Origin of the sequence: Rhizobium sophoriradicis, from assembly GCF_025200795.1 — a bacterium.
Lineage (GTDB): Bacteria > Pseudomonadota > Alphaproteobacteria > Rhizobiales > Rhizobiaceae > Rhizobium > Rhizobium sophoriradicis.
Window position 1 is genome coordinate 1424921 of the sequence record NZ_CP104152.1, and the last position, 26556, is coordinate 1451476.

The 26556-nt window shown below is 60.1% G+C and carries 26 protein-coding genes and 1 pseudogene; 16 read left to right on the plus strand and 11 right to left on the minus strand.

Annotated elements, in window-relative coordinates; genetic code table 11:
- Positions 1–140 precede the first annotated feature (140 nt).
- Complete coding sequence (locus N2597_RS07075; protein ID WP_179363880.1) at positions 141–638, plus strand: hypothetical protein; 498 nt, start codon at positions 141–143, stop codon at positions 636–638.
- A gap of 66 nt (positions 639–704) precedes the next feature.
- Here the strand turns inward: N2597_RS07075 and N2597_RS07080 are convergent, their stop codons facing one another.
- From N2597_RS07080 to N2597_RS07090, 3 genes are all read right to left on the minus strand, one after another.
- Positions 705–1328, minus strand: a complete 624-nt coding sequence (locus N2597_RS07080) for a response regulator (RefSeq protein ID WP_038688360.1) — start codon at positions 1326–1328, stop codon at positions 705–707.
- A 4-nt stretch (positions 1329–1332) separates the two neighbouring features.
- On the minus strand, positions 1333–2721 hold the full coding sequence (locus N2597_RS07085) for a sensor histidine kinase (protein WP_077994052.1): 1389 nt from the start codon (positions 2719–2721) through the stop codon (positions 1333–1335).
- A 64-nt stretch (positions 2722–2785) separates the two neighbouring features.
- The gene (locus N2597_RS07090) at positions 2786–2962 is read right to left on the minus strand and encodes a hypothetical protein (RefSeq protein WP_038688363.1); all 177 of its coding nucleotides are present in this window, start codon (positions 2960–2962) and stop codon (positions 2786–2788) included.
- Between the two features lie 162 nt (positions 2963–3124).
- Between N2597_RS07090 and N2597_RS07095 the strand changes: the two genes are divergently transcribed.
- On the plus strand, positions 3125–3976 hold the full coding sequence (locus tag N2597_RS07095; protein ID WP_183596678.1) for a class I SAM-dependent methyltransferase: 852 nt from the start codon (positions 3125–3127) through the stop codon (positions 3974–3976).
- Between the two features lie 57 nt (positions 3977–4033).
- On the opposite strand, the gene N2597_RS07100 is transcribed toward N2597_RS07095, so the two are convergent.
- Positions 4034–4306 carry a hypothetical protein gene (locus N2597_RS07100; RefSeq protein WP_038688367.1) on the minus strand — a complete coding sequence of 91 codons (273 nt, stop codon included), beginning with the start codon at positions 4304–4306 and terminating at the stop codon, positions 4034–4036.
- Positions 4307–4503: 197 nt separating this feature from the next.
- Between N2597_RS07100 and N2597_RS07105 the strand changes: the two genes are divergently transcribed.
- The 6 genes from N2597_RS07105 (at position 4504) to N2597_RS07130 (ending at position 8302) form a co-directional block, all read left to right on the plus strand.
- Positions 4504–4902 carry a DUF1236 domain-containing protein gene (locus N2597_RS07105; protein WP_039623193.1) on the plus strand — a complete coding sequence of 133 codons (399 nt, stop codon included), beginning with the start codon at positions 4504–4506 and terminating at the stop codon, positions 4900–4902.
- Between the two features lie 113 nt (positions 4903–5015).
- The gene (locus N2597_RS07110) at positions 5016–5198 is read left to right on the plus strand and encodes a hypothetical protein (RefSeq protein WP_183596675.1); all 183 of its coding nucleotides are present in this window, start codon (positions 5016–5018) and stop codon (positions 5196–5198) included.
- The gene (locus tag N2597_RS07115; protein WP_183596672.1) at positions 5195–5776 is read left to right on the plus strand and encodes a BA14K family protein; all 582 of its coding nucleotides are present in this window, start codon (positions 5195–5197) and stop codon (positions 5774–5776) included. The genes N2597_RS07110 and N2597_RS07115 overlap by 4 nt, the downstream gene beginning before the upstream one ends.
- A gap of 114 nt (positions 5777–5890) precedes the next feature.
- Positions 5891–6205: a hypothetical protein gene (locus tag N2597_RS07120; protein WP_183596669.1), complete on the plus strand. Its 315-nt coding sequence runs from the start codon at positions 5891–5893 to the stop codon at positions 6203–6205.
- Between the two features lie 123 nt (positions 6206–6328).
- Positions 6329–7213 carry a hypothetical protein gene (locus N2597_RS07125; protein WP_183596667.1) on the plus strand — a complete coding sequence of 295 codons (885 nt, stop codon included), beginning with the start codon at positions 6329–6331 and terminating at the stop codon, positions 7211–7213.
- A gap of 87 nt (positions 7214–7300) precedes the next feature.
- Positions 7301–8302, plus strand: a complete 1002-nt coding sequence (locus tag N2597_RS07130; protein ID WP_183596665.1) for a L,D-transpeptidase family protein — start codon at positions 7301–7303, stop codon at positions 8300–8302.
- 43 nt (positions 8303–8345) lie between these two features.
- Here the strand turns inward: N2597_RS07130 and N2597_RS07135 are convergent, their stop codons facing one another.
- A complete protein-coding gene (locus tag N2597_RS07135; protein WP_183596662.1) occupies positions 8346–9137 on the minus strand; it encodes a phenylalanine 4-monooxygenase in 792 nt (263 codons plus the stop codon).
- Positions 9138–9260: 123 nt separating this feature from the next.
- On the opposite strand from N2597_RS07135, the gene N2597_RS07140 reads away from it, so the two are divergent.
- Positions 9261–9722 (plus strand): Lrp/AsnC family transcriptional regulator, encoded by a 462-nt coding sequence (locus tag N2597_RS07140; protein ID WP_183596659.1) that lies wholly within the window; start codon positions 9261–9263, stop codon positions 9720–9722.
- A 42-nt stretch (positions 9723–9764) separates the two neighbouring features.
- Here N2597_RS07140 and N2597_RS07145 read toward each other — a convergent pair whose 3' ends face one another.
- Positions 9765–10265, minus strand: coding sequence for an Lrp/AsnC family transcriptional regulator (locus tag N2597_RS07145; protein ID WP_009995541.1), 501 nt, complete (start codon positions 10263–10265; stop codon positions 9765–9767).
- Between the two features lie 129 nt (positions 10266–10394).
- Between N2597_RS07145 and hppD the strand changes: the two genes are divergently transcribed.
- From hppD to maiA, 4 genes are all read left to right on the plus strand, one after another.
- Positions 10395–11504, plus strand: a complete 1110-nt coding sequence (gene hppD, locus N2597_RS07150; protein WP_183596655.1) for a 4-hydroxyphenylpyruvate dioxygenase — start codon at positions 10395–10397, stop codon at positions 11502–11504.
- Between the two features lie 79 nt (positions 11505–11583).
- The gene (gene hmgA / locus N2597_RS07155; RefSeq protein WP_077994044.1) at positions 11584–12945 is read left to right on the plus strand and encodes a homogentisate 1,2-dioxygenase; all 1362 of its coding nucleotides are present in this window, start codon (positions 11584–11586) and stop codon (positions 12943–12945) included.
- A gap of 19 nt (positions 12946–12964) precedes the next feature.
- Positions 12965–13990 (plus strand): fumarylacetoacetate hydrolase family protein, encoded by a 1026-nt coding sequence (locus N2597_RS07160; RefSeq protein WP_183596652.1) that lies wholly within the window; start codon positions 12965–12967, stop codon positions 13988–13990.
- Positions 13987–14619, plus strand: coding sequence for a maleylacetoacetate isomerase (gene maiA, locus N2597_RS07165; protein ID WP_183596650.1), 633 nt, complete (start codon positions 13987–13989; stop codon positions 14617–14619). The genes N2597_RS07160 and maiA overlap by 4 nt, the downstream gene beginning before the upstream one ends.
- Before the next feature lie 55 nt (positions 14620–14674).
- Here the strand turns inward: maiA and N2597_RS07170 are convergent, their stop codons facing one another.
- Entirely contained in the window at positions 14675–15145 is a 471-nt protein-coding gene (locus N2597_RS07170; RefSeq protein ID WP_183596647.1) for an MEKHLA domain-containing protein, read from the minus strand.
- Positions 15146–15483: 338 nt separating this feature from the next.
- Between N2597_RS07170 and N2597_RS07175 the strand changes: the two genes are divergently transcribed.
- The gene (locus tag N2597_RS07175) at positions 15484–16818 is read left to right on the plus strand and encodes a COG3904 family protein (protein ID WP_183596725.1); all 1335 of its coding nucleotides are present in this window, start codon (positions 15484–15486) and stop codon (positions 16816–16818) included.
- Positions 16819–16900: 82 nt separating this feature from the next.
- Positions 16901–18168 (plus strand): annotated as a pseudogene (locus tag N2597_RS07180) (patatin-like phospholipase family protein).
- A gap of 278 nt (positions 18169–18446) precedes the next feature.
- On the opposite strand, the gene N2597_RS07185 reads toward N2597_RS07180, so the two are convergent.
- Positions 18447–18980 carry a SixA phosphatase family protein gene (locus N2597_RS07185; RefSeq protein ID WP_183596644.1) on the minus strand — a complete coding sequence of 178 codons (534 nt, stop codon included), beginning with the start codon at positions 18978–18980 and terminating at the stop codon, positions 18447–18449.
- Positions 18981–19168: 188 nt separating this feature from the next.
- Between N2597_RS07185 and N2597_RS07190 the strand changes: the two genes are divergently transcribed.
- On the plus strand, positions 19169–19729 hold the full coding sequence (locus N2597_RS07190; protein ID WP_341356230.1) for a LysR substrate-binding domain-containing protein: 561 nt from the start codon (positions 19169–19171) through the stop codon (positions 19727–19729).
- Between the two features lie 6 nt (positions 19730–19735).
- Here the strand turns inward: N2597_RS07190 and N2597_RS07195 are convergent, their stop codons facing one another.
- From N2597_RS07195 to N2597_RS07205, 3 genes are all read right to left on the minus strand, one after another.
- On the minus strand, positions 19736–21538 hold the full coding sequence (locus N2597_RS07195) for a hypothetical protein (protein WP_183596642.1): 1803 nt from the start codon (positions 21536–21538) through the stop codon (positions 19736–19738).
- A gap of 15 nt (positions 21539–21553) precedes the next feature.
- Complete coding sequence (locus N2597_RS07200; RefSeq protein ID WP_183596639.1) at positions 21554–22336, minus strand: hypothetical protein; 783 nt, start codon at positions 22334–22336, stop codon at positions 21554–21556.
- 204 nt (positions 22337–22540) lie between these two features.
- The gene (locus N2597_RS07205) at positions 22541–26356 is read right to left on the minus strand and encodes a vitamin B12-dependent ribonucleotide reductase (protein ID WP_183596636.1); all 3816 of its coding nucleotides are present in this window, start codon (positions 26354–26356) and stop codon (positions 22541–22543) included.
- Positions 26357–26556: the final 200 nt, after the last annotated feature.

A 26556-nucleotide genomic window follows, 5' to 3' on the forward strand; every position in this document is an offset into this window, starting at 1 on the left:
CTGTAGGCCGGTTGGCCGGACCAAAGTCCTGCCCGTTTTAGTACCTTTGGTCCGGTTGCATTTAACCTTCGGAAAAGCGAAAATTCGCGGCGCGTCCAGCAAGCGTAGAATTGGGAAGAACGGATGAACGAGGCGACGGCATGACAATCTCCAAGCGTCATTTTTTGAGATTGGGTGGTTGTGCGGCCGTCGCGCTGGTTGCTGCCGCATCACCTTTGACGCTTAGTTTGGACGGCTCGCTGCCGACGCTGGCGGTCGAGCATGCGCAGGCAAAGGACGGCAATAACGGCAATGGGGGCGGAAACGGCGGCGGCAGCGGCGGCGGCGGCGGCAACGGCGGTGGCAGTGGTGGAGGCAATGGTGGAGGGAACGGCAATGGGGGCGGAAGCAGCAATAATGGTTCCGGCAACAGTGCGGGTGGAAACTCCGGCAGATCCTCTTCAGCCACCTCGCGGACAGAAGTGGGGGCGAGGGCGACTGAAGATTCCGACGGGTCGATCAACGTTCGCCACGCAAACGGCATCACCGAAAGCCTGCGCAGCGGCCGCTATGTCATGAAGGACCCGAAAGGCAGGACGATCATAAGCCGTCAGGCAACGGCCAACGATGCACGCCGTCTGAGCCGCTTCTTTCGCTAGAGCTGATGCCGAACAGTGTGAGCGGTTTTCGGACGACATCCTGTTTTAGGGCCGGTCGGCGCGGCGCTACCGACGTTCGCGCCATTGCAGGGCCGCTTCGGTCCTGTTTGAGACGCCGAGTTTGCTCAGAATCTGGGTCATATGGTGCTTCACGGTCTTTTCCTGCAGGTTGAGCCGCAAGCCGATATGCTTGTTGGAGAGACCTTGAGCGACGAGATCCATCACCTCGCGTTCCCGTGGCGTAAGGCTGTTCTTGTCGGAGGCTGAGTCATGCAGCGAATTTTCCATGACCTTTGTCGACATCGTCGGCGAGATATACCGTGATCCGCTGAGGACGGTCTGGATCGCTTCGGCAAGACCACGGGAGCCGACACCCTTGAGGACATAGCCCATCGCGCCTTGTTGCAGGGCTCCAAGCAGCGTGTCCACCTCCTCCGATACCGTCAACATCAGCACTTTCGTCGTCGGGCTGCGCGCCAGGACGTCGCCGATGGCAGCCAATCCGCCGCCCGGCATCGAGACATCGAGAAGCATGACGTCGGGGCGGTTGTTCGAAGCGATCATGGCGGCGTCTTCGCTGCTGGCGCCTTCGCCAATGACCACGAAGTCGCTCATCTCCGACAAGCTGCGCGTTACGCCCTCGCGAAAAAGCGGGTGGTCGTCCACGACGCCGACGGTGATTGCTGTCATCTCTCTAGTCTCCAACTTCCATAGGCTCGAAGGTCATGGTCACCATCGTTCCTTCTTCGCCTGTCTTGATATCGAAGGATCCCCCCAGGCTGTCGATGCGTTCGCGAAGCCCCACCAGCCCGAGGCTTGTCGGCCTCACGTCCGCCGGGTCGAAACCATTGCCACGATCGCTGACCTCAACACGAACGTGACCGTTGTGCGACACAGCTTTGACGGTTTGCTGAACGCCGCCGCCGTGGCGATAGGCATTGTTCAGAGCTTCCTGGATGAAGCGATAAATACAGATCTTTACGGCAGTCGCGAGTTCGGGTCCATCCTCGTCGATGATCGTTTCGACAATGGTCCCAGTCTTTTGCTGATGCGCTTCGACGACCCGCAGCACGATCTCGCTGATCGTGGATTTTTCGATCTGCGGGAGCACCAGTCCGCTGCAGATATTGCGAATCTCCGCCATCGCCTCGGCCAGGCTCGAGCGGATCCAGGCAAGTTCCTTTTCCCGGGCTTCGGGTTGGGTAGACGCGTTGATCAAGAGGTCGCTGTCCAGTCGCAATGAAGCATAGGCGATGTGCTGTGCCGGACCGTCGTGCAGATCGGCGCCGATGCTGCGCAGATATGTTTCATTCAGCGCCGCCACCCGTTGCGAGGCGCGCTGCAGCCGCCGCTGCAGCCCGCGGTTTTCGGAGAGCAACGCCGACAATTCCGTAACCCGTTCCTTGAGATCCTTGCGCTGCGCTTCGATCGTTCGGCTGCCGCGAAACACCAGAGCGGAGAGAACGAGGAAGAAGATCGCTGTGAGGGCGGCGACCGCCCCCCAGCTCCGCAGCCTGGCATTTGCCAGGCTATCGGCAAGTCCTTCCGCGCTCTCGTAGAATTCGAGAACGGCGACCGCCTGGCCGGACCAGGGCTGGAGGACCGGGTTGTAGATTTCCATCAGCGGTCTGCCGAGCGCGCGCTCCTTGCCGCTTTCCGGATCGCCGGCGATCTCATAACGCGCGACGAGCGACCCTGCGAATGCCTTCTGAAGTTTGTCGCTTACCGGAAACTTCTGGCCCACCAGCTCCTTCTCGTTCGAATAAAGAACGGTGCCGTCGGCTCGCCACAGCTTGAACGACACAAGCCGCCGGCCCAGCGCGCCCTGGCCGAGCGTTTCGTCCAGAGCCTGGGCGCTGCCTTCGTCGAGCAGCGATTCCGTTTGCATGTCGGGAAGCAGCGGCGCGACTACGCTGTCGACGTAGAGCGCCGTTGCCGCGCCGGAATTGTGAATGACGGCCTCCTCGATCAGATGGGTGACGAGAATACCCACCAGAAACATGACGGCGATCGAGACCAGGCCACCCGCGATGAAAAATTGGGAGGCGAGTGAGCGGGCATTCCAGCGGCGAAGCCAATTCATTTTGATACCTGAAAGTGACTTTGCCGACTAACCTACAGCGTCTTCAGAGTTTTTCCAGACAGGATCAGGGCAGATTCCTGGTATCGAAGACCTCGGCGCCCCTGACGCTCTCGGTCAACGGGACGCTATCGCCCGACATGGCTGCGCCGAAGACATAGAGGAGGCCGGCCAGAACGACGACAAGAGCGATGACGGAGACGCTCCAGGCCTCATTCACATGGGATCTGTTACTGCGGTTCATGTGCGGGATCTCCTTTCGTGTCTTGCAAACGACGCCATGAGGCACCCGTTCCACGCCGGGGACTTCGGTCGAAGAGGCTTGGGACTATGGTCCGACCACCGTGGACAATGGCCGATTCAGCCATATTTTCCCTTTAGCGGAGTTGGTGTTGGAGACGTGTGAGTGACAATTTCTGCGGACATAGAAGACGGCGCAGACGCCGCATGGGTCACCCCTCTGACGTCGTTCGGGGAGGACGTCGCCGAGGTTTACCAAACGCTTCTCGTGCCGCTCCTCTTCGAACCCTATGCGTCGGAGATGGTGATTGTCGCCGAACGGTTTAAACCCGTCAGCGTGCTCGAAGTCGCGGCGGGGACCGGCGCCTTGACACGCGCCCTGCGCGCGAGGCTCGATCCGGCGGCTGAGATCGTCGCCACCGATCTCAGCCAGGCAATGATCGACGTCGGTGCCCCGTCCTTGACGCTGTCGCGGACCCATTGGATGCATGCGGACGCACAAGATTTGCCCTTCGCCCACGCAATGTTCGATCTCGTCATCTGTCAGTTCGGCGTCATGTTCTTTCCGGACAAGCTCAAGGCCTATGGCGAAGCAAAAAGAGTTTTGCGCAGCGGGGGCCATTTCCTGTTTTCGACATGGGATTCGCTTGCGGCCAACGACTTCGCAAGATGTGTGAACGAATGTCTGACACAGCTCTTTCCGTCGGATCCCCCGGACTTCCTGGAACGTTTGCCATACTCCTACTTTGATCCCGATACGATCAAGGCACAGGTTTCTTCGGCGGGATTCGAGGCGGTTTCCTGCGATCGGGTGACGTTGACCTCGAGCGCGGCTACCGCCCACCACGTTGCGGCGGCATTCTGCAAGGGTTCGCCGCTCAGAGGAGAGATTGAATTGCGGGCGCCGGAGCGCATGTCCGAGATCGTCGATGAGGTGGCGGAGCAGGTAGCGTCGCGCTACGGCGCGAGCCCTAGCGGAGGCATGAGCGCGTTCATCGTCACCGGCCGTGTTCGGTAACTGTTACAGCCGCAGATCAAAATGCAGAGTGGACGCCTGATCGGCGCGGAGTCTTGATTAAGGGATCATCCAGTAGTTTGCACGAGAGGGTTCGTGCATCGCGTCGATGACGTGCTGTTCGATCTCGATACAGGTCTCGTCATATTCCCGCACCAGCTTCAGATTGAACCCTCGCTTTCGAAGACGATCGCGTGCTTCAACCGCCATCTGATAGGCCTCGAATAGCTCGAGTTGCCACGGCTCGCGCGCCGCCATGATCAGCGTCCGCATTTGCGGCAGGCGCATCGCCAAGCGCCTGCGTCCAGCTTCCCGGCGGTTGGATCGTGTCATCTCCCTCAGTCTCCTGCCATGTCCGCAACGCGGTTCCCTTCGATTCTCAGATAGAGCCGGCACCGATTATTGACATGGGTTTCGGACCAAGGACCGGGACCTCTCAGACTGAGGTCCGAGACCTGGAACGACCCGCTGCGCAGATAGTTGCTCTGCCAGCGGTCGCGAAGACCGTCTTGAAAGAGAAGGAGGAAAACATGCACTTGAAGCTTATTGCCGGGGCGGCAGCCGCCGTGTCCCTGATGTCGAGTATCGCATTCGCCCAATCCTCAACTGTCAACGGTGCGGCCGGCGGCGCGATCACCGGAGCGATCGTCGGTGGTCCCGCCGGCGCTGCCATCGGCGGTGTTGCCGGCGCAGTTGTCGGCACGGCGATTGATCCGCCGCCGCAAAAGGTCGTCACCTACGTCCGCGAAGCTCCGGCCCCGTCGACGCGCGTGGTCGTGAAGGAGAAGGTTGTCGTCGGCCAGCCGTTGCCGGAGACGGTCGTCGTGACGCCCATCCCGGACGATCCGACATATGCTTACGCGGTGGTCAATGACGAGCGTGTCATAGTCGAACCTTCGTCTCGCAAGGTGATCCAGATTATCAAGTGATCTGATCGTGCACGCGACCCCTGCCGCGTCTTGCCTTGGAAAATCATCTTTCAAAATCATCCGCGCGACAGTCGGGAACGCCGTCGCGCGGTCGAAAAAGCAGAGAGATCGTTATGAAGACCAAGACATTTGCCGTCTATTCCGAAGAAAAATCCACTGGCTTCGCCGTGCCGCTGATCGCGATCCTGCTCGCAATCGCCGGCATTCTCGCCGTGCTTGTCGCCACCGGCGGCGATAGCAGTGCCGGCGCGCGCGTTTGGGTTCCCCAGGCACAACAGCAGGGGGTGGGCCAATGAACGGTATTGCCTCCGTCGCCTTCGGCATCGTCAGCTCGGTCGGCGCCTGTATGGCCGCGGCATCGGTTGCCTCGCACGTCGTGGCGAACTCCGAGCCGCACACTTTCCCGGAACTGGCCGCGCGCGATCTATGGACGACGCACCCGGTGAAAATCGATCCTCACCAACAGCATTATGAACGAATTGCCCCGCTCTATTCCAGCTATGTCACCGAAGCGCCGGCCACCGTGGCGTCGAGGACGACGACGCAGCCCGCTCGTCGCTCGAGCGAACTGCAGACGCCGCAGCCAAAATTGTCTGCCCAGCATCTCGCCTGGTGCGCGCAGCGTTACCGCTCCTTCGATCCGGCGACCAATAGCTACCGATCCTATAGCGGCGAAACCCGCGAATGCTCTTCGCCGTTTCAGCAGAATATCGCCGAAAGCGATGAAGTCGGCGGCACGAGAGTGAATGCGCAGGCTGCTGCCCGATGCGCCGCCCGCTACCGATCGTATCGGGCGGAAGACAATAGCTATCAACCCTGGGACGGACCGCGGCGAAGCTGCGACATGTCCGATCTGGTCGCGACCAGCAATTAACCGCGGCCGGCGCGGGGCGTACGAAATCGCGCCAATGGGAGAGGCCAGACTAAAGTCCGTGTTGTGATCGCAGCGGTTGTGATATCCGGTTGTATTTGAGGGCGGAGAGCGGGGATGGCGACGACGCTGATAGCAGAAATACACCAGGCCCAGACAAGGCTTCCGTTCCTGAGCAGAGCGGAGCGGGGAGCCCTGATCATGCGCATCCTTCGCGAGCTGAAGACGCTGCGTCAGGAGGTTCTCGGAAACGTGCCGGACGATCGCTGTGTCTGGATCGACAAGCTTATTGCCTCGGTCTCCTCGACGATATCCGAAATCGTCAACATGCAGGACGCCGAGTTCAACCGGGTTCTGAACGAATTCGAAAAGCTGATGGCGACGTTGCATAATATTTCGCGCCCGCAAAAGCAGTCGAAGACGATTCACTAGTTCGGCCCTCCCTTCGTTAAGGCGGCGGCCGATAGTGACGCGGCTGGTCACCCTTTTAAATGTGAACTGTACGGCGGGCCGCTGGGCTGGAAACCGATCCCAGCGCGCAAGCGTTCTCCTGGTATGATCGACACAAAAGCTCCCGCTGACGAAGACAAGGCGCCGTCCGGCGAGGATGATCGAAAGCCGGGCGCTGACGTTTCCTTTCCTTACGACAGGATGACCGTCGAGCAATTCCGAAGACGCTTCCCGCGCGCGCGCTGGAGCGATGATCGCAAGTCCTGGTTCGTTCCCGGCAGGACGGCATCTCGCCGCATCGGGCGATGGCTTGCCGAGCTCGAGGCCGAAGCCGACGCGCATGCGGATGCGAAGGGGCGCGATGCCTTCGCCTTCGATCCCATCGACAGCCCATATCTTGAACTGGGCAAGGCAGGCTTTCGAATCCGTACACCCTATTCGAAAACCGTCGTCGACGAACTGCGCGAAGTGCCGTTCTCGCAGTGGGATGGCGACCTTCGCTTATGGCACGTCCCCTTCCGGTCCTATGAGGATTTAAGACGCAGATGGGCCGACATTGAAAAGGCGGCTCGCAGAAACGAGCCGGAGGAGCGACGACGGCGCGCCGAGGAGCGTAAGGGGAGCGAACAGGATATGCGTAGCAGGCTTCGCTCGGCGGAACGAAAGCGCCGTCGTTACCCGCTTCCTGCCGACGACCTGCCGCCGATAGGACGTCCCGTGTCTACCGCCTATGGGATCGTTGTCTTTACTGATATTACCGGCGAACTGGTCGATCCCCACCTCGTTGAGGACTTCTATCCCGGCGTCGACAAGGATGATCTCTGGGGATATTGGCGGGTGCCGGTATTGGAAGAGCTTGTCCGTACGTGGCCGGCAAAAACACCGCCCCCTCAAGGTGCCAGATGGTGGCTGCCGACGATCGAAGAATTGAGGCCCGCCCGCCGCGCGGCAAGATCACGCGACGCCAGAAAACGCGCGAAGACGCCGTGACGGCCGCTGTCGCAAGGGGCGGACCTGTCGCAGAGGCAGTCCCGGGCCTGCGCAGTCCACGTGGGAACAAATTCCCACGTCGGCCATTTGTCATCCATGAAAACAGCCCTGCCGATGTCGCTGCTCGCTTTGGCCATCTTCGTTGGCGGCGCCGATGCGCGGGAGCTCCGACCCGACGTGATTAATGCTGCGTCGCTTACCGACATTGAGACGGCAAAGCCATCAACCGCCGATCCGGACCCCGCGATCGTCCGCCTTCAGGTTCTTCTCGACCGCGCCGGGTCGTCTCCCGGCGTTATCGACGGCCTCCCCGGAGAGAACGTCGACAAGGCGGTGGCAGGCTTCGAGGCTATGAACAAGCTTCCGGTGGATGGCCGGCCGGATCCAGATCTCGTCTCCCGTTTGGAAGACAATGCCCCGATCGTCGAGACTTATGTCGTCTCGCCGGAGGATGTCGCCGATCTTGTTGACAGCATCCCCGAGGATTACGGCGAGAAGGCCAAGATGCAGAGCCTCGGCTATACCAGTGTCGCGGAAAAGCTGTCTGAACGCTTCCATATGGATCTCGATCTCTTGAAGGCGCTCAATCCGGGTTCGCAATTCGCAGCCGGAGACACTGTTTGGGTCGTGAGCCCCGGTCCGCCAAGGGAGGGCAGGGTCAAGCGGATCGAGGCCGACAAGAAGACGGGACAGGTACTGGCCTACGGCGAAGACGGGTATTTACTTGCGGTCTATCCGGCGACGATCGGCAGCAAAGACAATCCGTCACCCTCGGGAAAGCACAAAGTTAAAGGCGTCGCGAGAATGCCGGTCTACCGGTACGACCCGAAGCGCAACTTCAAACAGGGAAACAACAATAAGGTCCTGACCATTCCGGAGGGACCGAACGGGCCGGTCGGCACCGTCTGGATCGACCTGACTGAGCCGACCTATGGGATCCATGGCACACCCGAGCCCAAACTAATCGACAAGGTCGGCTCGCATGGTTGCGTGCGGCTGACGAACTGGGACGCCGAAGAACTGGCCGGCATGGTCAAGCCGGGCGTCCTGGTCGATTTCGTCAATCGCAGTCCGGCCGCTCCGAAGTGAGACGCGGCATCTCGCACACCGCTGTTTCCCCGTCGAGGAGCGGCTACGAGGCCTTCGCCTCGAAAGCCGGGGCGAAGTCGCCCAGCGTTTTCGCCTTCAGGATCATGCCGCCGATATCCTGCTCCACGATCGCTTCCAGGTCGGCAAAGCTGTCGATGACATAGTAGATCGGTTGCAGGATATCGATGCGGTAAGGAGTCCTGAGAACGCTCAGCAGATCGAACGGCCGGAATTCGCACGCCGTGCCTTCGGTAGCGGCCTTGGCTTCACTCGGCGATGAGACGATGCCGGCACCGTAGCAGCGGCGGCCTTGCGGCGTATTGATCAGGCCGAATTCGACGGTGAACCAGAAAATCCGGAACAGATGCCAGGAATAGCCCTTGCCGAGGCGCATGGCCGTCTCGCCGAAATGGCGGACGAAATTGGCATAACTCTGGTTGGTCAGCAGCGGGCAGTGGCCGAAGACCTCGTGGAACAGGTCCGGCTCCTCGATATAGTCGATATGTTCGCGACGGCGCAGGAAGGTTGCCAGCGGGAATTTGCCTTGTGACAGAAGCTCGTAAAAGCGCGAGGGCGGAATGAGCGCCGGCACGCCTTCGACGCCGAAGCCGGTGGTCTCGTTGAGGCGTCTGTTCACATCGAGAAGCTGAGGCACTTTCTCCGGCTTCAAGCCCAGCAGTTTCACGCCATCCAGATATTCCTGGCAGGCCGTGTCGGCCAATATCTTCATCTGGCGCCGGTAGAGTTCGCCCCAGATCGCATCTTCCTCGGGGCTGTAGTCGTAGAGGCCGTCCGGGCCGGGCAGTTTGGCGGTGTAGCTGCTTTCTTTAGTCATCGGCTGATCCTCCCAGGAATGGCGCTATTGCTGCGATTATGCTCCGTGCCGGGCGGATTTTCTTTTCTTTCGTGCCGCTCCTCGCCATAGTGATGAAAAATATTCTCGCTCAAGAGAGTGAAAATGAAAGAAACCGGGAACATTCGCCGCAAACTTCTGAAGCTCATCCAGGCCGATGGCAGCCTGTCGCTGGCGGACCTGGCGGAGAAGGCCGGCATGTCGCAGAGCTCCGCCTGGCGGAAGATCCAGGAGCTGGAAGCCGACGGCGTTATCCGCAAGCGCGTAACGCTTCTCGATCCCGGCAAACTCGACCTCAAGCTCTGCGTGATCGCGCATGTCACGCTGGAGGATCACCACGAGGAGGCGGTGGCCTCCTTCGCTTCCGTTGTGCTGGAGCGGCCCGAGATCATGGAGTGTTACGCCTTGTCGGGCGCCTTTGATTATATGTTGAAGATCCGCGCCAGCGACGTGGAAAGCTACGAAGCCTTCATGACGCGTTACCTCATGCGCAACCCGCATGTGCGCACCGTGGTCTCGAGCTTTGTGCTGCGGGAGCTGAAGTTCTCGACCGAACTGCCGCTTTGACGCTTGTCGCCAAATAAGTCGCCGATCGGTGACAACAGGAGATCAACGGGCGCTGTCGCCGTGCGAGCTGCCGGGCATGCGCACCGGAAAGCCCTCGAAGGTCTTCAGCGTATCGAGCACGATCGACGTCTTCACGTGCTGCACCGACTCGTGGGGCAACAGAACGTCATTGACGAACTTGGAGAGGTCGGCGAGCCCGCGTGTTGCCACCTTCAGGTGATAGTCCATTTCACCGGTCAAAGCATAGGCTTCGAGAACCTCCGGCAGTCCGTTGATCAGTTGGGAGAAACGCTGGGCATTGTCTCTGTTGTGGGTGGCAAGCGTCACGGAAATGACCACCAGCATATCCAGACCCAGCTTTTCCCGGTCGAGATAGGCCCGGTAGCTGCGGATGTAGCCCTCAGCCTCTAGCCGCGTCCGCCGGCGCGAGCATTGCGACGGTGAAAGTGCGATCCGATCGCCCAGCTCGTTATTGGTCAGCCTGCCATCTTTTTGCAGTTCCTGGAGTAGGCGCAAATCTAATTTGTCGATCTGTTCATCCATTGCGTAAAGCCTCCAAAACACTCACGAACCGTGCATAATATCTTCCTGCGGCCTAAAGAATGCAAGGATTTTGCACGCGTTTTGCGCGACACTTTGCGCAGTCAAACTCCATCTCGTTAGGAGGAGAAAATGGGTCCTTTCCCGCATGATGCGCCGCCATCCGAAATCACCACCGACAACCCGGCCGGCACCGACGGTTTCGAATTCGTCGAGTTCGCGCATCCCGAACCCGAGAAGCTCAGCGAGCTCTTCACGCGCATGGGCTATGTCGCCGTCGCCAGGCACAAGACGAAAAACATCACTGTCTGGCGCCAGGGCGACATCAACTATGTCGTCAATGCCGAGCCCGGCAGTCACGCCGCCCGCTTCGTCGAACAACACGGTCCCTGCGCCGCCTCGATGGCCTGGCGGGTCGTCGACGCCAGGCACGCTTTCGATCATGCGGTGTCGAAAGGCGCCGTTTCCTATGAAGGCGATGACAAGATGCTCGACGTCCCGGCGATTGAAGGTATCGGCGGCTCGCTGCTTTATTTCGTCGAGACCTATGGCGCCAAGGGATCGGCCTACGATGCCGAGTTCGATTGGCTGGGCGAACGTAACCCGCGTCCTGAAGGGATCGGCTTCTACTATCTCGACCACCTCACGCATAATGTCTTCCGGGGCAACATGGACAAGTGGTGGGATTTCTACCGCGAGCTGTTCAATTTTAAGCAGATCCACTTCTTCGATATTGACGGCCGCATCACCGGTCTCGTCAGCCGGGCCATCACCTCGCCCTGCGGCAAGATCCGCATTCCGCTGAATGAATCGAAGGACGACACCAGCCAGATCGAGGAATATCTGAAGAAGTACCGGGGCGAGGGCATCCAGCACATCGCCGTCGGCACCGAGGATATTTACGCGGCCACCGACCGGCTTGCCGACAACGGCCTGCGTTTCATGCCGGGTCCGCCGGAGACCTATTACGACATGTCCTATGAACGGGTGAACGGCCACAGTGAACCCATCGAGCGCATGAAGAAGCACGGCATCCTCATCGACGGCGAAGGTGTGGTGAATGGCGGCATGACGAAAATCCTGCTGCAGATTTTCTCGAAAACCGTCATCGGCCCGATCTTCTTCGAATTCATCCAGCGCAAGGGTGACGAGGGGTTCGGCGAAGGCAACTTCCGCGCTCTTTTCGAGTCGATCGAGGCCGATCAGATCAAGCGTGGTGTCATCGGGACCGCAGCGGAGTAAACTCTACGGGCGTCCGTGCGTCTGAAGGCGCGCGGCGCCGGAGTTTTCGGGCCTTGAGTTTTCGGGGAGGAGTTGAGCAATGGACCAGACATCGATCCAGGCTTCCGGCGGTGAAGCTGCGGCGGCAGACAAAGTGAAATATATGCCGGGGTTCGGCAACGACTTCGAAACCGAGTCGCTTCCCGGCGCTTTGCCGCAGGGCCAGAACAGCCCGCAGAAATGCAATTACGGCCTCTACGCCGAGCAGCTGTCCGGCTCGCCGTTTACCGCGCCGCGCGGGACGAACGAAAGGTCCTGGCTCTATCGCATTCGCCCGAGCGTGCGCCACACGCGCCGCTTCTCCAACGCTTCCTATCCGCTCTGGAAGACCGCGCCCTGCCTCGACGAACATTCGCTGCCTCTCGGCCAGCTTCGCTGGGACCCTATCCCTGCGCCCGAGGAAAGACTGAATTTTCTGGAAGGTGTGCGCACAATCACGACGGCCGGCGACGCCACGACCCAGGTGGGCATGTCGGCCCATGCCTATGTCTTCAACGAGGACATGGTCGACGACTATTTCTTCAATGCCGATGGCGAACTGCTGATCGTGCCGCAGCTCGGCGCCATCCGGGTGTTCACCGAAATGGGCATCATGGATGTCGAGCCTGCGGAAATATGCCTCATCCCCCGCGGCATGATGTTCAAAATCCTCACGTCAGACGAGCAGACGGCCTGGCGTGGTTATATGTGCGAGAACTACGGCGCCAAATTCACGCTGCCGGAGCGTGGCCCGATCGGCGCCAATTGCCTGGCAAACCCGCGCGATTTCAAGACGCCCGTCGCCGCCTACGAGGACAAGGAGAAGCCCTGCCGCGTTCATGTGAAGTGGTGCGGAAAATTCTACGTCACCGAGATCGGCCATTCGCCGCTCGATGTCGTGGCCTGGCACGGCAATTATGCCCCGTTCAAATACGATCTCAGGACATTTTCTCCGGTCGGCGCCATCCTCTTCGATCACCCGGATCCGTCGATCTTTTCGGTGCTGACCGCGCCGACCGAAGATGCCGGTACGGCCAATGTCGATTTCGTGATCTTTCCGCCGCGCTGGCTGGTGGCCGAGCACACATTCCGTCCGCCCTGGTATCACCGCAACATCATGAGCGAGTTCATGGGGCTAATCCATGGACAGTATGACGCCAAGGAAGAGGGTTTCGTGCCGGGCGGCATGAGCCTGCACAATATGATGTTGCCACATGGGCCGGATGCGGTCGCCTTCGAAAAGGCCGCCAATGCCGAGCTCAAACCCGTGAAGCTCGATCACACCATGGCTTTCATGTTCGAGACCCGATACCCGCAGCAACTGACGAAATATGCCGCCGAGCTGGAAACGCTGCAGGACGATTATCTCGAGTGCTGGGACGGTCTGGAACGCAAGTTCGACGGAACCCCCGGTATCAAGTGATAACATCGGAAATTGGAACATGAAACTTGCGACGTTAAAGGACTCCACCCGGGACGGCCGCCTTGTCGTCGTTTCCCGCGATCTGACCCGCTGCTCGGAAGTCGGTCACATCGCCCGCACGCTGCAGGCAGCTCTCGACGACTGGGAGCATGTCGCGCCGCGCCTTAAGCTGATTGCCGAAGGCATCGAGACCGGCGCCCAGCCGACGATCCGTTTTCACGAGCATGACGCTACGTCACCTCTACCGCGGGCTTACCAATGGGCCGACGGTTCCGCTTACGTCAACCATGTCGAACTGGTGCGCAAAGCGCGCGGCGCCGAAATGCCGGCAAGCTTCTGGACCGATCCGCTGATCTACCAAGGCGGCTCGGACAGTTTCCTTGCGCCGCGCGATCCGATCGTAATGGCAGACGCCGCTTATGGCATCGACATGGAGGGGGAGGTCGCCGTTATCACCGGCGACGTCGCAATGGGATCGGACCCGCACGCGGCGCGCGACGCCATCCGCCTGGTGATGCTCGTCAACGACGTCTCGCTGCGCGGCCTGATCCCCGAAGAGCTCGCCAAGGGGTTCGGTTTCTTCCAGTCCAAGCCGGCCTCGGCATTTTCGCCGGTCGCGGTGACGCCGGACGAGCTTGGCGACGCCTGGGATGGCGGCAGGCTGCATCTGCCGCTCCTCGTCAGCCTGAACGGCAAGCCTTTCGGCAAGGCGAATGCCGGTATCGACATGACCTTCGATTTCGGCGAGCTGATCGCCCATGCCGCCAAAACCCGCCATCTCGCGGCCGGAACGATCATCGGCTCGGGAACGGTTTCCAACAAGCGTGACGGCGGCCCGGGCAGGCCGGTCGAAGACGGCGGCGACGGCTATTCCTGCATCGCCGAAATCCGGATGATCGAGACGATCGAAAGCGGCTCGCCGAAGACCCCCTTCATGCAGTTCGGCGACCAGGTCCGCATCGAGATGAAAGACCGTGCCGGCCATTCGATCTTCGGGGCGATCGAGCAGAACGTCGAACGCTATGGAGGAGCGGGATCGCAATGAGCGAGGTAGTTCTTTACGACTACTGGCGATCGTCGGCGAGCTACCGCGTCCGCATCGCCCTCAACCTGCTTGGGATCGACTACAGGACGGTGCCGGTCAATCTCTTGGAGGGCGCGCACAGGAAGCCGGACTATCTCGCGCTCAACCCGCAGGGGCTCGTGCCGACCCTGGTGATCGATGGAAGGCCCCTGACGCAGTCGCTGGCGATCATGGAATATCTGGCCGAGCTGCGGCCGGAATGCGGATTGCTGCCCTCGGACAGCGCCGATCGCCAGCATGTGCGCGCGCTTGCCTATGCAATCGCCATGGACATCCATCCGATCTGCAACATGCACGTCGTGTCGCATGTCATGACCCTGACCGAGAAGGCGGATGCCCGCGAGGAATGGATGAAGCATTTCATCGCCGGCGGACTTGGCAAACTGGAAGCCATGATTGCCGAAGCCGGCGGAGCCTTCAGCTTCGGCGATGCGCCGACGATGGCCGACCTTTGCCTCATCCCACAGGTCTACAATGCCCGCCGCTGGGGCGTTGATCTCACGCATCTCAGGCGCATCGTCGCGATCGACGCCCGGTGTGCCGAACTGCCGGCCTTCCAGGCGGCGCATCCCGACCGCGTAAAGCCGTGACGTCACCGCCCGGGTACAATGCATCAGCCTGAGGCCCGGCGGCTGGCCGGCGAGCCTACGCGTCCCGCCACGAAGGGAATATCGCAGCCTGGCCCAAACGTTTGCCGCTTTCGTCGATAAGCTGCCAGACAGTCACCTTCTCGATCCAGAAACGGCGCCCCGATTTCGCGATCCTGACGCCGCGGCCATTCTCGACAAAACCGTCGCGCGTCACGCTATCCAGCAGCCGCTGACGCTCGGCGCGATCCGGCTGCTCGGCCGAAAGCCGCGACGGCAGCGCGATGAATTCATCCCAGTTGTATTCGAAACAGGTCTGTGCGGTGCGGTTCGCGTAGATGAAGCGCGGGTCGGGTTCGGTATTGTGGGCGAGGACCACGAAAGGAGCAGAATTGTAAAGCCAGCCCGGCCCTTGTCCGTCCTGGACAAGAGGACGGCCAACGATGCGCATGTAGCTGCCGGTGAGGAGGGAGAAGAAATTGAGATCGCTCGTCAGGTCGAGGGCGTGATTGTCATAGATAGAAGTCACGAAGTGCCTCGTTGGTCAAATGCTTCGGTGCAGGCGACATAACCGATATTTATTGCATAGGTCTATGATGCCTTGCGAACTGCGATCTTTCCCGGCGAGGACCAGCATTTACCTCGTCCCAACACTTCTGATTGTGACGCTTGCCAGAAGATCGCCCGTTGTGCATTGATCTTAAGCTGCTGGGGTCGCTATCAACATTCTCTGCGAAGCTATTGTTCTTCAGACCGTAATCGGCGTCGGCTGGGCGAGGACGGCCGGGATTCACGGGGGCAGGTGATTTCGTCATCCGGCTATACCCTGCGCAAGCTAGGCTGCGAATGACGACAGGAGAGGTACAGGTGCTCGAAGGCTGGGGAAGAATGCGAAAATCCGTCTCGTTGATAGCGATGCTGCTGACCTTCGTCGCCATGGCCGGAGAGGGGCATGCGGCAATTTCCTACCAACGTCTGGACGGTGCGCCGGGAGAGCGTGGTCTGGTGATAAAGGGCGTGTTCGAATTCTCCGACGATCCGATGACGCTTGTCGATGAATATACGCAGTACCATCCGGACTATATCAGCTTTGACTCGCCCGGCGGAAACGTGGTCGCTGCGATCCGGTTCGGCCGGGCTCTCCGCGCGCTGAATGCAAAAACGCTCCAGATCAGAGCCCTGGAATGTGCATCGGCTTGCGCCTTCGCCTTCGTCGGTGGCGTTGAAAGGTTTGCCGAGCCGGGCTCCATCGGCGTGCATCGGGTTTCGCTATCCGACGACGTTCCCATGGACAACAAGCTGGCAGTCTCGACCGTTCAAGTGATGACCGGCGAGATCATCGGCTATCTCACCGACATGGGGGTAAGCCCCAGTCTGCTGCAGCTCAGCCTGTCGATCGACAGCACCGATATCAGGTATCTCACGGCTGCGGAAATGCGGAACTGGAACATCAACACGCCCGAGGACATGCCCGCGCCGCAGGAAAGCGCGTCGCCGCCTCAGGACGCCGCGCCTGAGGTGAGCGCAACACCCGCCGTCATGCCCCCGGACTCAAGCGCTTCCGAGGAGGCGGCCGCTTCCGAACCCGGCGACCTGACCACGGAAGCGGTTGATTTCGTCAACCGATACAATGACGAATGGTCGAAAGACAGCGCCTCGGCGCTTGATTTCATGAAGAGCATCTATGCCGACGAGGTCTCCTTCTTCGGAACCTCGGTCGACAAAGACGTCGTGCTAAAGGACAAGGCGACCTTCGCCCAACGCTGGCCGCAGCGCATCTACAGCGTCAAGCCCGGCTCCGTGACCGCGAGCTGTGCCGGAAAATGCGAAATGTTGGGAATTGTCGAGTGGTTTGCCGGAAACAGGGACACGGGTAAGACTTCCTCCGGCATGGCGGAATTCTCCTTCGTGTGGAACACGGCCTCTCTTCAGATCGAGTCCGAGACCGGAAAGGTGCTCGCCACGGACAAGGGAGCCAAGGCGCCGGACCGGTTGATCCATCAGTGGACAGGACTGGACGACCTCTGCCGCACGAGTGTCGATCGCGAGGGCACCGAGACGCTACGGGCATGCAAACGGCGCGACGAACTCGGTCCGCTGCTCAATCGCGTCGACTGGTGCTACGGCCATGAAGGCGAAGCCGGAATAAACTGGGAGTGGCACAAATGCGATGCCAATTCCCGCCGATATACGAGCAAGTAGCGCGCAGGCCCAAAGACGAGCGACCGGTGGTTGCTCGGAGGAAGAAATGTTGGGAAACTCACATTCCTGAGTGAGGCCGAGCATGTCAGAAGACGAGCATATCGAGGAAAACAGCGCCTTATCTGGATCTGACGATCCCGAGAAACCGGCGGAGCGCTATCAACTCGGCCTCTGCCTTTCGGGCGGCGGCTATCGGGCCATGCTTTTCCATGCGGGATCGCTGGCGAGGCTGAACGAGGCCGGTCTTCTGGCGAAGCTCGATATGATCTCCTCGGTCTCAGGCGGATCGATCGCCTCCGGCCTGCTGGCCTATGTGTGGCCGCGGCTGGTCTTTCAGAACGGGGTCGCTGTCAATTTCAAAGCCGAGTATTTGGATCGTATCCTGGCCTTCAGCCAGGTCTTTGCGGATGGGCCGAGCTTCCTGAAGGGCGTGTTCAACCCCTTCTCGAGTGCGGCGGAGGAGGCCGCCAAACTCTACGACCGACATCTGTTCGACGGAAAGTCGCCAAGCCTGAAAGACCTGCCGGAATCGCCCTGGTTCGTCTTCTGCGCCAGCAATCTCAGCACCGGTTCGCTCTTCCGCATGTCCAATCGCTATATCGCGGATTACCGGATCGGCGTGTCGTTTCATCCGGCATTGTCGCTCGCAACCGCGGTTGCCGCCTCCGCCGCATTCCCGCCCGTGTTGTCACCGCTGCGATTGGACCTATCGCAGTTTTCGTGGAGGCAGGAAAAACTCGATGATACGGTCGGCGAAGCCGTTGCGCCGGGCAAGGCAATCTTGAGCGACGGCGGTGTTTACGACAATCACGGCATCGAGCCGGCGCTGAAACGCTGCGACTGCCTGCTCGTCAGCGACGCCGGCGCGCCTTGGCGTTCCTCCACCCGCGGATATTGGAACTATCTGAGCCAGCTCAAGCGCGTGCTCGACACGACCGACAATCAGGTGAGGGCGCTCAGGCGGCGAGACCTGATCGGCGGCTTCAAGGCCGCAAAGCAGGCTGATCTGCTCGGTCTCGATGCTCCCTCGAAATCGGCTCTGCGCGCAAGAACGCACGGCGTCTATTGGTCGATCGACAGCGAGGGTGCCGGACTCCGCCCTATGCCTCGTACACGCTGCCGCCATCGTCGGTCGCTCCCTCCGTCGTCGGCACTTATCTTCTTTTCCTCGGCGCAAGGGAAACGGAGTATCTGACAAAGTGGGGGCACTATGTCTGCGATGCGATGCTCAACCGGTTTTACCCATCGCCGCTGGCTCCATCGTCCGGACCGCCGTTCTCCGCCGTGGCCGTGAAGCCGTCTTGGGGGGCGAGGGCGAGCAAGCGCCTATTCGACATTCTGCCCTTTTGACAATGGCCGGAGGTGCCGGCTAAGGAGAGCCGAAGGCGGAACTCTGGCGGGGTGAGGGAAGCGGCTGCCCAGCGTGTAGCAATCCGCCACCATATAGGGGAAGAGATGCCCGCAATGGATTACCTTGTAGAACCGATCCCAATTCGCTGACGAGAACGGGTTCTACAGCCAAGTCGGCGTTGTCGAACCATTCTTCCATGAATGGTCCGCTCGGAACCGGCGGGTGGAGTCAGCGCCGGGCACCTTGGCCGTCAAATTCAAAACCAGACAGTGTCGTACTATCCCAAGGATCGCGGGGTTACGAACCGCTCGAGATAACCGGTGCCCGCCGCAATCTCGTCCCATCCGCCGAGATCGAGGTCGATGACGGCGAGCCCCGCCGTCGGGAACTTCTCCCGCATGCGTCCCACGGCAGCGGCATCGCCGTCCGCCACGATAAGCGAGGCCGCATTCTCCATGCCGGGATTGTGGCCAACAATGAGCAGCGTGCGGATATCAGGTTCGACGGCCCGGATCACATCGAGGATGCGCTCGGCCGACACCTCGTAGATATCAGCCGACTCGCGGTCGGAGACCTTTTTCGAAAGGGCCTGGCGGATGAGCTTCCAGGTTTCCTGCGCCCGGCGGGCCGGCGAGACGAGGGCGAGATCGGGGATCAGCTTTTCGCGCGCCATATAGGTGCCGATGACGGGTGCTGCCTTGCGCCCGCGACCGGCCAATGGCCGTTCACGGTCGGCCACACCGTTGGGCCAGGCGGATTTGGCGTGGCGCAGAAGGATGAGGCGGTGTTTCGGCATGGGGTTGCGCATCATTTTATAGCGAGGCCGACGTCGTCGGTTAGAGCTTCGTTTCGTGTTTAGTCCTGGAGCGGTCTTGCCTGGAGATCGGCAGTCTCTGACGCAACCCTTCGCGGGGACACTCGAATTGGCGACAGCGGTCCTCGCCGCCTTTGGCTACTCTGTCTCCATTTGTTCCTCGAAGGCTTCTCCGGGCACTGTTAGTGCCCGGACGGCCTGAAGAACCGCAAGCCTGCTCAGTTGCACCCGCTCGTCGCACCACACGTGTCGCACTTCTCGCAAGTGCCGTTCCGCACCATCAGCGCACGCCCTTCGATCTGTGCCTGTTCTATGCCGAGCCCGGCCCGTACAAGATCACATTATGGGATGAACAGTTGCTGCCGGTCTGCATTCCGGCCTTGGCCGAAACACTTGCCGACCCCGCCGATCTTGCAACAGTCAACTGCATCTCGGATGTGGTCTGGCAGGACTGGCGGATCTGGGCCGACTCCGCCATGCCCGACAGCCCGGTGATCCCGACCGGTTCCGGCTTCTCGCTCTATGCGGTCGCCGTGCAGGAAGCCTTATCCGGCGCAGGCGTTCTGATGGGGCGGCAATCGCTGGTGCAGCCTCATCTGAACAGCGGCGCCCTCGTCGCACCCTTCGACCGCCCCGTGCCGCTCGGCCTTTCGATCACGGCCTGGATGCTGCCGGAAAGCCGAAACGACAGAGCTGTCACTGCCGTCGCCAACGGACTGCGCCAGATCGCCGGCGGCATAGGATGAATTCCGTTACCAGGCTGCAGCCCAATGGTCTCTTTCCGCCAATAGGCGCGCACCATAATTTTGTTTTAGCCATCTCCCTAGCTCTGAATAGTGAATGACATTTGCCGACCGATGGTCAGCTTCATTCTTTAGATTTTGCGGAACCGACTTATTCGTCACTATTACATGCGCATTGTGTGTCTGGTGAGAATGAAGCTGATTCCACATCTCTTGCAGAGTCGTCACAGGGGACACCCGAAGCTCTTCCTTGCCGTTTTGCATAACGACGCCGCTTTCTGACGCAAAGACCTTTCCCCATCCGTAACCGGCAATCAGAGAGACGCATAAATCTCTGAACTCATGAGCAGTCCTGCGGGCTGGTTGTACCCCTGCGGCGAAGCCGACGATCGTTGAGCCCAATTTTGAGTGCGGACAGTCTATGAATTCAATGCCATAGCGCCTGTCACCGATGTGAATGACGCGGGAGGGAGGCATTCCGCGCATCGTCCATAAAACCTTTATTGTATCGACAGTGTGAAGAAGGAGATCTTCAGAAAGCATGTTGTAGACAAGCCGACGTAAATTCTCCACTTCATCCACGTCTTTGTTGTATCGCCAAACCCCGACGGTCCCGAGCACCTGCTGATGCCTCAACCCCTCCAGGAACTCGTTGCCTCTATCACCGGATTCGATAGTGTCAAGGAGCCCCACAAGAGCATTAACGAGCGTCCGTGACGCAATGTGAAGTACGGACATGCCGTTCTGGTGTCGACCCGTTTGCCGTAAGCGATGCGCGGCAAGTACCCAGAGAATATCGACCTGTGGAAGCGCACGAAGTATTTGCTCCGGCAGGGCCTTTCGCGGGCTCGGTGTTCCATATCCCATAGGTCGTACGTTGATCGCGTGTCGATAACGGAATGCGGACGCTCGCTCCATCTCGCGTCGCGCGTGGTCCACGTCCTGCATGTCGCTACCGGTAACGGTCGCAAATAGCTGCGATGGCGCCGGCGCGCTCCCCCGCTCCGTTCCAGATGCTGAAGCCTGTGTCTTTCGAAGCTGAGTGTTAAGCCGCTCCTGCCCGAAAAATGGCTTCCTCGAGAGAGCGTGGCTCGCAAGGCCGCCGGTGCCGACAAAACGCCAGATCTCTTGCCGGGGTTCTCCAGTGGCTTGCTTAAGCGGAACGAAGCGGACGTCCTCGATTCCGAATACGCGGGCCATCGCACGGAACCGTGGCAGGTTATGACTCTCGACTTCAAGTGTCTCCGGCCCATAGATTGTTGTTTTTCGATCCCTCGAAACCGCGATGACCTGTCGTAAATGCTTGGCACTCGCCTGGGAGCCAAGATAGGTAGCCATATCTTCCCTGATGGCGGGCAGCAAAACCGTGGTGTCACGCCAGTTATCAGCACTTTGGCTTGATGTCTCCGCAAGGCGAGCGTACGCGCTTTTCAGGACATGAGGAAAACGCTCTTCGCACCTACAGAAAGCGGCCATTTCCGCAGCGGCGAGCGGATAGCTGTCCAGACTGCGGGCAGACAAAGCGTCGATACCGTATTCGGTCAGCTCTTTCTGAGACCCAATGACAAGTTCCTGACGTTCGTTCCGGTAAACCCAGATTGCCTGATCCCCTTCATTCACTACAAAGGTTTGGTCATTCACATGGACTGCATGGCTGGTATCCAGCCAGCAGGATACAAAGCGTTCGACGGTTCCGTCTGGAGCAATTTTCTGCACAAGGTCCGAATTTGCCCCCTTGTGGCTACGGAAAATTGGCAGTTCGAAGCCGACCGCTTTCCGGGCCGACGGTATGGTGCGATCGAGAAGCGGCATCTACGCGATAATCTCCTACAACATGCCCTTCTGAGCGTAGTAGGTCAGGCAGGCGTCAGTGACAGTAGACATGTACTCGTTGGGCTTCATCCTTGAATGTACATTGTATGGCAGTATCTCGATGTTTAACCGCCGCAGCGCATCCCCCGTCTCGGATTGAACGAAGGTCGAAGGCACGACTGCGGCTTCTACCCAATTGCTGATCGAGATCGGGTCCGCGATCTGAATTTCGATGCCGGAGCCTCTGCTATCCATCGCGTTGCTATTCTTAGCGTCGATCAAAGCGGCGTAACTTCGAGCCTCGAACTGTGCTGGATCAAATTGTGTCTTTGTATCGGGTGCTGCATGGAGATAATTTCTTGCGGAGCCAAAGAAGGTCGTAATAACCCGGCCGGGGGTATCCAGGTCAGCTTCCAACGCAAAATCCCCTAGCCCCATCCTCCTGTGCATGAAGGTGCTGTAGTAGTCATTTGCAAATGCGCCTGTATCGAAAGGAAAAATCCTTTTTAAGTCCTGCGCGAAAGACAATTTGAGAATCAGGCAAACGGGAAGGTAGTGATCAAGCGACGTTGCCGACTCATTCATATTCGGCCTGTAGGATGGCCGCCCGTAGAAGGTATAAATGAGGGCCTCTCCTATAAAGACGTCACAATCTCGGGGCTCAAGATTGCCGTCCTCCAACGCGTCGGTAAACGTGTAGGCGTCGGTGCTATGAACTAGCGGAAGTTTAGGGTGGGCCGGCTCTGACCGAGCTACAAACTTCCTCAAACGATCCTTTCCCTTGTCATGTGGATGCATTCTGCGCTCCAATTTTTCACCGACAGTGGCGTGTGCCTGTCGTTCAAGTTCGGTAGGGACTGGGCATTAACGTGAGAAACCTGTTCGTTATCGAGTGCACGACCATCCGGCTTCTTGTTTTCTGTTTGTTCCTTTTTTGTATTTCCGGACGCCGAAGCGCCCGGAATTTACGATTTCTGGCAACATAGTGCGCCGATAAGACGCTCAGCTGCACCCGCTCGTCGCGCCACACGTGTCGCACTTCTCGCAGGTGCCATTCCGCACCATCGTGAAGTTCTGGCACTCCGAGCACATGTTGCCGGTATAGCCCTGCATGATCGAGCGCTGGCGGCGTTCGGCTTCCACCTTCTTGGCTTCGGTCTTGGCCGTTGCCGCGTCCGCTGCCGCCTTGTCGGAGAAGAGGGCGGTGGCGTCGCTGGTGATTTCTTCCATCACCTCTTCGGCGATCTCTTCGGCCAGTTCCTTGGCGCGCTCCTCGTAGTCGCGCTTGAAGGCGACGATTTCGGAGGTGGAGATGGCCGTGGTCGGTTCCAGCTTGCGGGCGGCACTGCCGGCAAAGGCGGTGACGGTGCCGGTGGAGGCGGCGCGGGCAGGGGCTGCGGTGGCGGCACCCTTGGGTTCGCCCGCCTGGCGTTCACCGCCGGTGCCGGAAACCAGCGTCGGCTTGTAGCCGCGGGTCCAGCCGGTCGACAGCAGGTTGGTCTTGCCTTCCTGGATGCCCTTGCCGAGCGCCGTGTTGGAGAAATCCGACGTATCGACATGGGCGAGGTCATGACGGCCGAGATAGGAGACGGCCAGCTCGCGGAAGACGTAGTCGAGGATCGACGTGGCGTTCTTGATCGCATCATTGCCGATGACCATGCCGGCCGGCTCGAACTTGGTGAAGGTGAAGGCCTCGACATATTCCTCGAGCGGCACGCCATATTGCAGGCCGAGCGAGATGGCGATGGCGAAATTATTCATCATCGCACGGAAGGCAGCGCCTTCCTTGTGCATGTCGATGAAGATCTCGCCGAGGCGGCCGTCGCCGAATTCGCCGGTGCGGAGATACACCTTGTGTCCGCCGACCGCGGCCTTCTGGGTGTAGCCCTGCCGGCGGTTCGGCAGCTTCTCGCGTTCGCGCGAAACCCGTTCGATCACCCGCTCGATGATCTTCTCGGTGATGGTCACGGCCTGGGCGGCGACGGGCGCCTGCAGCAGTTCCTCCAGCGCATCCTCGTCATCCTCGTCCTCGATCAGCGAGGCGTTGAGCGGCTGTGACAGCTTCGAGCCGTCGCGGTAGAGCGCGTTGGCCTTCAGGCCGAGCTTCCAGGAGAGCAGGTAGGCGTTCTTGCAATCCTCGACGGTCGCCTCGTTCGGCATGTTGATCGTCTTGGAAATCGCGCCGGAGATGAAAGGCTGGGCGGCCGCCATCATGCGGATATGGCTTTCAACCGAAAGGTAGCGCTTGCCGATCTTGCCGCAGGGGTTGGCGCAATCGAAGACCGGTAGGTGCTCGGCCTTCAGGAAGGGCGCGCCTTCCAGCGTCATGGCGCCGCAGACATGGATGTTGGCGGCTTCGATATCCTTCTTCGAGAAGCCCATATGGTCGAGCAGGCTGAAGCTCATGTCGGAGAGCTGCTCGTCGGAAACCTTCAGCGTCTCCTTCAGGAAGTCGGCGCCGAGCGTCCACTGGTTGAAGACGAACTTGATGTCGAAGGCGCTCTTCAGCGCCGCGTTGACGGCTTCCACCTTCTCGTCGGTCAAGCCCTTGGCCTTCAGCGTCGACGGGTTGATCGCCGGCGCCTGGTTCAGATTGCCGTGGCCGACGGCATAGGCTTCGATCTCGGCGATCTGGCTCTCGGAATAACCGAGCGTGCGCAGCGCTTCCGGCACGGCGCGGTTGATGATCTTGAAGTAGCCGCCGCCGGCGAGCTTCTTGAACTTGACGAGGGCGAAGTCGGGCTCAATGCCTGTCGTGTCGCAATCCATGACGAGACCGATCGTGCCGGTCGGGGCGATGACCGAGACCTGAGCATTGCGGTAGCCATGCTGTTCGCCGAGCTCGAGCGCCTTGTCCCAGGCCGATTTGGCATGGGCGGCAAGATCCTGATCCGGATTTTCCGAATGGATCAGCGCGACCGGGTCGATCGACAGTGCCTCATAGCCGGAGGTTTCGCCGTAAGCGGCGCGGCGATGGTTGCGGATGACCCGCAGCATGCTCTCGCGGTTCGGCGCGAAATTCGGGAACGGCCCGAGTTCGGCAGCCATTTCGGCCGAGGTCGCATAGCAGATGCCGGTCATGATCGCGGTCAGCGAGCCGGCAATGGCGCGGGCTTCGGCCGAGTCATAGGGAATGCCCGAGGACATCAGCAGGCCGCCGATATTGGCGTAGCCGAGGCCGAGCGTGCGGTATTCGTAGGAGAGTTCGGCAATGCGCTTCGACGGGAACTGCGCCATCATCACCGAGACTTCGAGCACGATGGTCCACAGGCGAACCGCGTGTTCGTAATCGGCGATATTGATGCGCTTGGTGGCCTTGTCCTTGAACTGCAGGAGGTTCAGCGAAGCAAGGTTGCAGGCGGTGTCGTCGAGGAACATGTATTCCGAGCACGGGTTCGAGCCGCGGATCGGGCCGCCGGCCGGCGAGGTGTGCCAGTCGTTCATCGTCGTGTTGAAGTGGATGCCCGGATCGGCCGAAGCCCAGGCGGCGTAGGAAATGGTTTCCCAGAGATCGCGCGCCTTCAGCGTCTTCATCACCCGGCCGTCCTTGCGGGCGGTCAGGTTCCATTCGCCGTCATTTTCGACGGCGCGCAGGAAGTCGTCCTTGATCGAGACGGAGTTGTTGGAATTCTGGCCGGAGACCGTCAGATAGGCTTCCGAATCCCAATCCGTATCGTAGGTCTTGAATTGAAGATCCTTGTAGCCCTGGCGGGCGAACTGGATGACGCGCTGGACGTAATTCTCCGGAACCTGGTCCTTCTTGGCGGCGCGGATTTCGCGCTTCAGGGCAGGGTTCTTGGCCGGATCGAAGCAATCGCCATTGTCGCCGCCGTCGCAATTGACGCAGGCCTTCATGATCGCCTTCAGGTGCCGGGCGACGATCTTCGAGCCGGTGACGAGGGCCGCGACCTTCTGCTCTTCCTTGACCTTCCAGTTGATGTATTCCTCGATATCCGGATGGTCGATATCGACGACCACCATCTTGGCGGCGCGGCGCGTCGTGCCACCCGATTTGATGGCGCCGGCGGCGCGGTCGCCGATCTTCAGGAAGCTCATCAGGCCGGAGGAGCGGCCGCCGCCGGAAAGCTTTTCGCCTTCGCCGCGCAGCATCGAGAAGTTGGAGCCGGTGCCGGAGCCGTATTTGAACAGGCGCGCTTCACGCACCCAGAGGTCCATGATGCCGCCTTCGTTGACGAGGTCGTCCTCGACCGACTGGATGAAGCAGGCATGCGGCTGCGGATGTTCGTAGGCCGACTTGGACTTGGTCAGCTTGCCGGTGAAGGGGTCGACATAGAAATGGCCCTGGCCGGGGCCGTCGATGCCATAGGCCCAGTGCAGGCCGGTGTTGAACCACTGCGGCGAGTTCGGCGCGACGCGCTGGGTGGCGAGCATATAGGCAAGCTCGTCCTTGAAAGCCGCCGCATCTTCCTCGGAGGAAAAATAGCCGCCCTTCCAGCCCCAATAGGTCCAGGTGCCGGCAAGACGGTCGAAGACCTGGCGCGCATCGATCTCGGAGCCGGTCTGCTCCTCTTTCGGCAGGTTCTTCAGCGCTGCATCGTCGGGAACGGAGCGCCACAGGAAGGAAGGAACGTCGTTTTCCTCAACCTTCTTCAGTCGGGTGGGAACGCCGGCCTTGCGGAAATACTTCTGCGCCAGAACGTCGGTCGCGACCTGGGAGAATTGCGCGGGAACGTCGATATTCTCGAGGCGGAAGACGATCGAACCGTCAGGGTTCTTGATCTCGCTCGTCGCCTTGCGGAATTCGATATCCGCATAGGCGCCTTGTCCGGCCTTCGTGAAACGACGTTCGATGCGCATGGTCTTGACCTCGTGTTGGCGCCCGGTCCCCGCGACCGGGGCGCAAAATTTCTATCCGGCGGCACATTGTCGTCGTGCAGCCAGTCTCGTTTCCGTATTGTCACAGGGGTGTCATCCGGAGATGTCCTTCCTGTATCTTGTGGTGATGGTGGCTGCAAACGCTAAATATAGTATTAACAGCTTATTATCGCCAGTCCCGA

Bases quoted from the DNA above. Each gene is read 5' to 3' on its own strand.
- N2597_RS07200 (WP_183596639.1), bottom strand. From the start codon at position 22,336: ATGCATCCACATGACAAGGGAAAGGATCGTTTGAGGAAGTTTGTAGCT.
- N2597_RS07100 (WP_038688367.1), bottom strand. From the start codon at position 4,306: ATGACACGATCCAACCGCCGGGAAGCTGGACGCAGGCGCTTGGCGATG.
- N2597_RS07140 (WP_183596659.1), top strand. From the start codon at position 9,261: ATGAAAGAAACCGGGAACATTCGCCGCAAACTTCTGAAGCTCATCCAG.
- N2597_RS07090 (WP_038688363.1), bottom strand. From the start codon at position 2,962: ATGAACCGCAGTAACAGATCCCATGTGAATGAGGCCTGGAGCGTCTCC.
- N2597_RS07205 (WP_183596636.1), bottom strand. From the start codon at position 26,356: ATGCGCATCGAACGTCGTTTCACGAAGGCCGGACAAGGCGCCTATGCG.
- N2597_RS07160 (WP_183596652.1), top strand. From the start codon at position 12,965: ATGAAACTTGCGACGTTAAAGGACTCCACCCGGGACGGCCGCCTTGTC.
- N2597_RS07115 (WP_183596672.1), top strand. From the start codon at position 5,195: ATGAACGGTATTGCCTCCGTCGCCTTCGGCATCGTCAGCTCGGTCGGC.
- N2597_RS07120 (WP_183596669.1), top strand. From the start codon at position 5,891: ATGGCGACGACGCTGATAGCAGAAATACACCAGGCCCAGACAAGGCTT.
- N2597_RS07110 (WP_183596675.1), top strand. From the start codon at position 5,016: ATGAAGACCAAGACATTTGCCGTCTATTCCGAAGAAAAATCCACTGGC.
- N2597_RS07185 (WP_183596644.1), bottom strand. From the start codon at position 18,980: ATGATGCGCAACCCCATGCCGAAACACCGCCTCATCCTTCTGCGCCAC.
- hppD (WP_183596655.1), top strand. From the start codon at position 10,395: ATGGGTCCTTTCCCGCATGATGCGCCGCCATCCGAAATCACCACCGAC.
- N2597_RS07195 (WP_183596642.1), bottom strand. From the start codon at position 21,538: ATGCCGCTTCTCGATCGCACCATACCGTCGGCCCGGAAAGCGGTCGGC.
- N2597_RS07145 (WP_009995541.1), bottom strand. From the start codon at position 10,265: ATGGATGAACAGATCGACAAATTAGATTTGCGCCTACTCCAGGAACTG.
- N2597_RS07105 (WP_039623193.1), top strand. From the start codon at position 4,504: ATGCACTTGAAGCTTATTGCCGGGGCGGCAGCCGCCGTGTCCCTGATG.
- N2597_RS07075 (WP_179363880.1), top strand. From the start codon at position 141: ATGACAATCTCCAAGCGTCATTTTTTGAGATTGGGTGGTTGTGCGGCC.
- N2597_RS07125 (WP_183596667.1), top strand. From the start codon at position 6,329: ATGATCGACACAAAAGCTCCCGCTGACGAAGACAAGGCGCCGTCCGGC.
- hmgA (WP_077994044.1), top strand. From the start codon at position 11,584: ATGGACCAGACATCGATCCAGGCTTCCGGCGGTGAAGCTGCGGCGGCA.
- N2597_RS07135 (WP_183596662.1), bottom strand. From the start codon at position 9,137: ATGACTAAAGAAAGCAGCTACACCGCCAAACTGCCCGGCCCGGACGGC.
- maiA (WP_183596650.1), top strand. From the start codon at position 13,987: ATGAGCGAGGTAGTTCTTTACGACTACTGGCGATCGTCGGCGAGCTAC.
- N2597_RS07080 (WP_038688360.1), bottom strand. From the start codon at position 1,328: ATGACAGCAATCACCGTCGGCGTCGTGGACGACCACCCGCTTTTTCGC.
- N2597_RS07085 (WP_077994052.1), bottom strand. From the start codon at position 2,721: ATGAATTGGCTTCGCCGCTGGAATGCCCGCTCACTCGCCTCCCAATTT.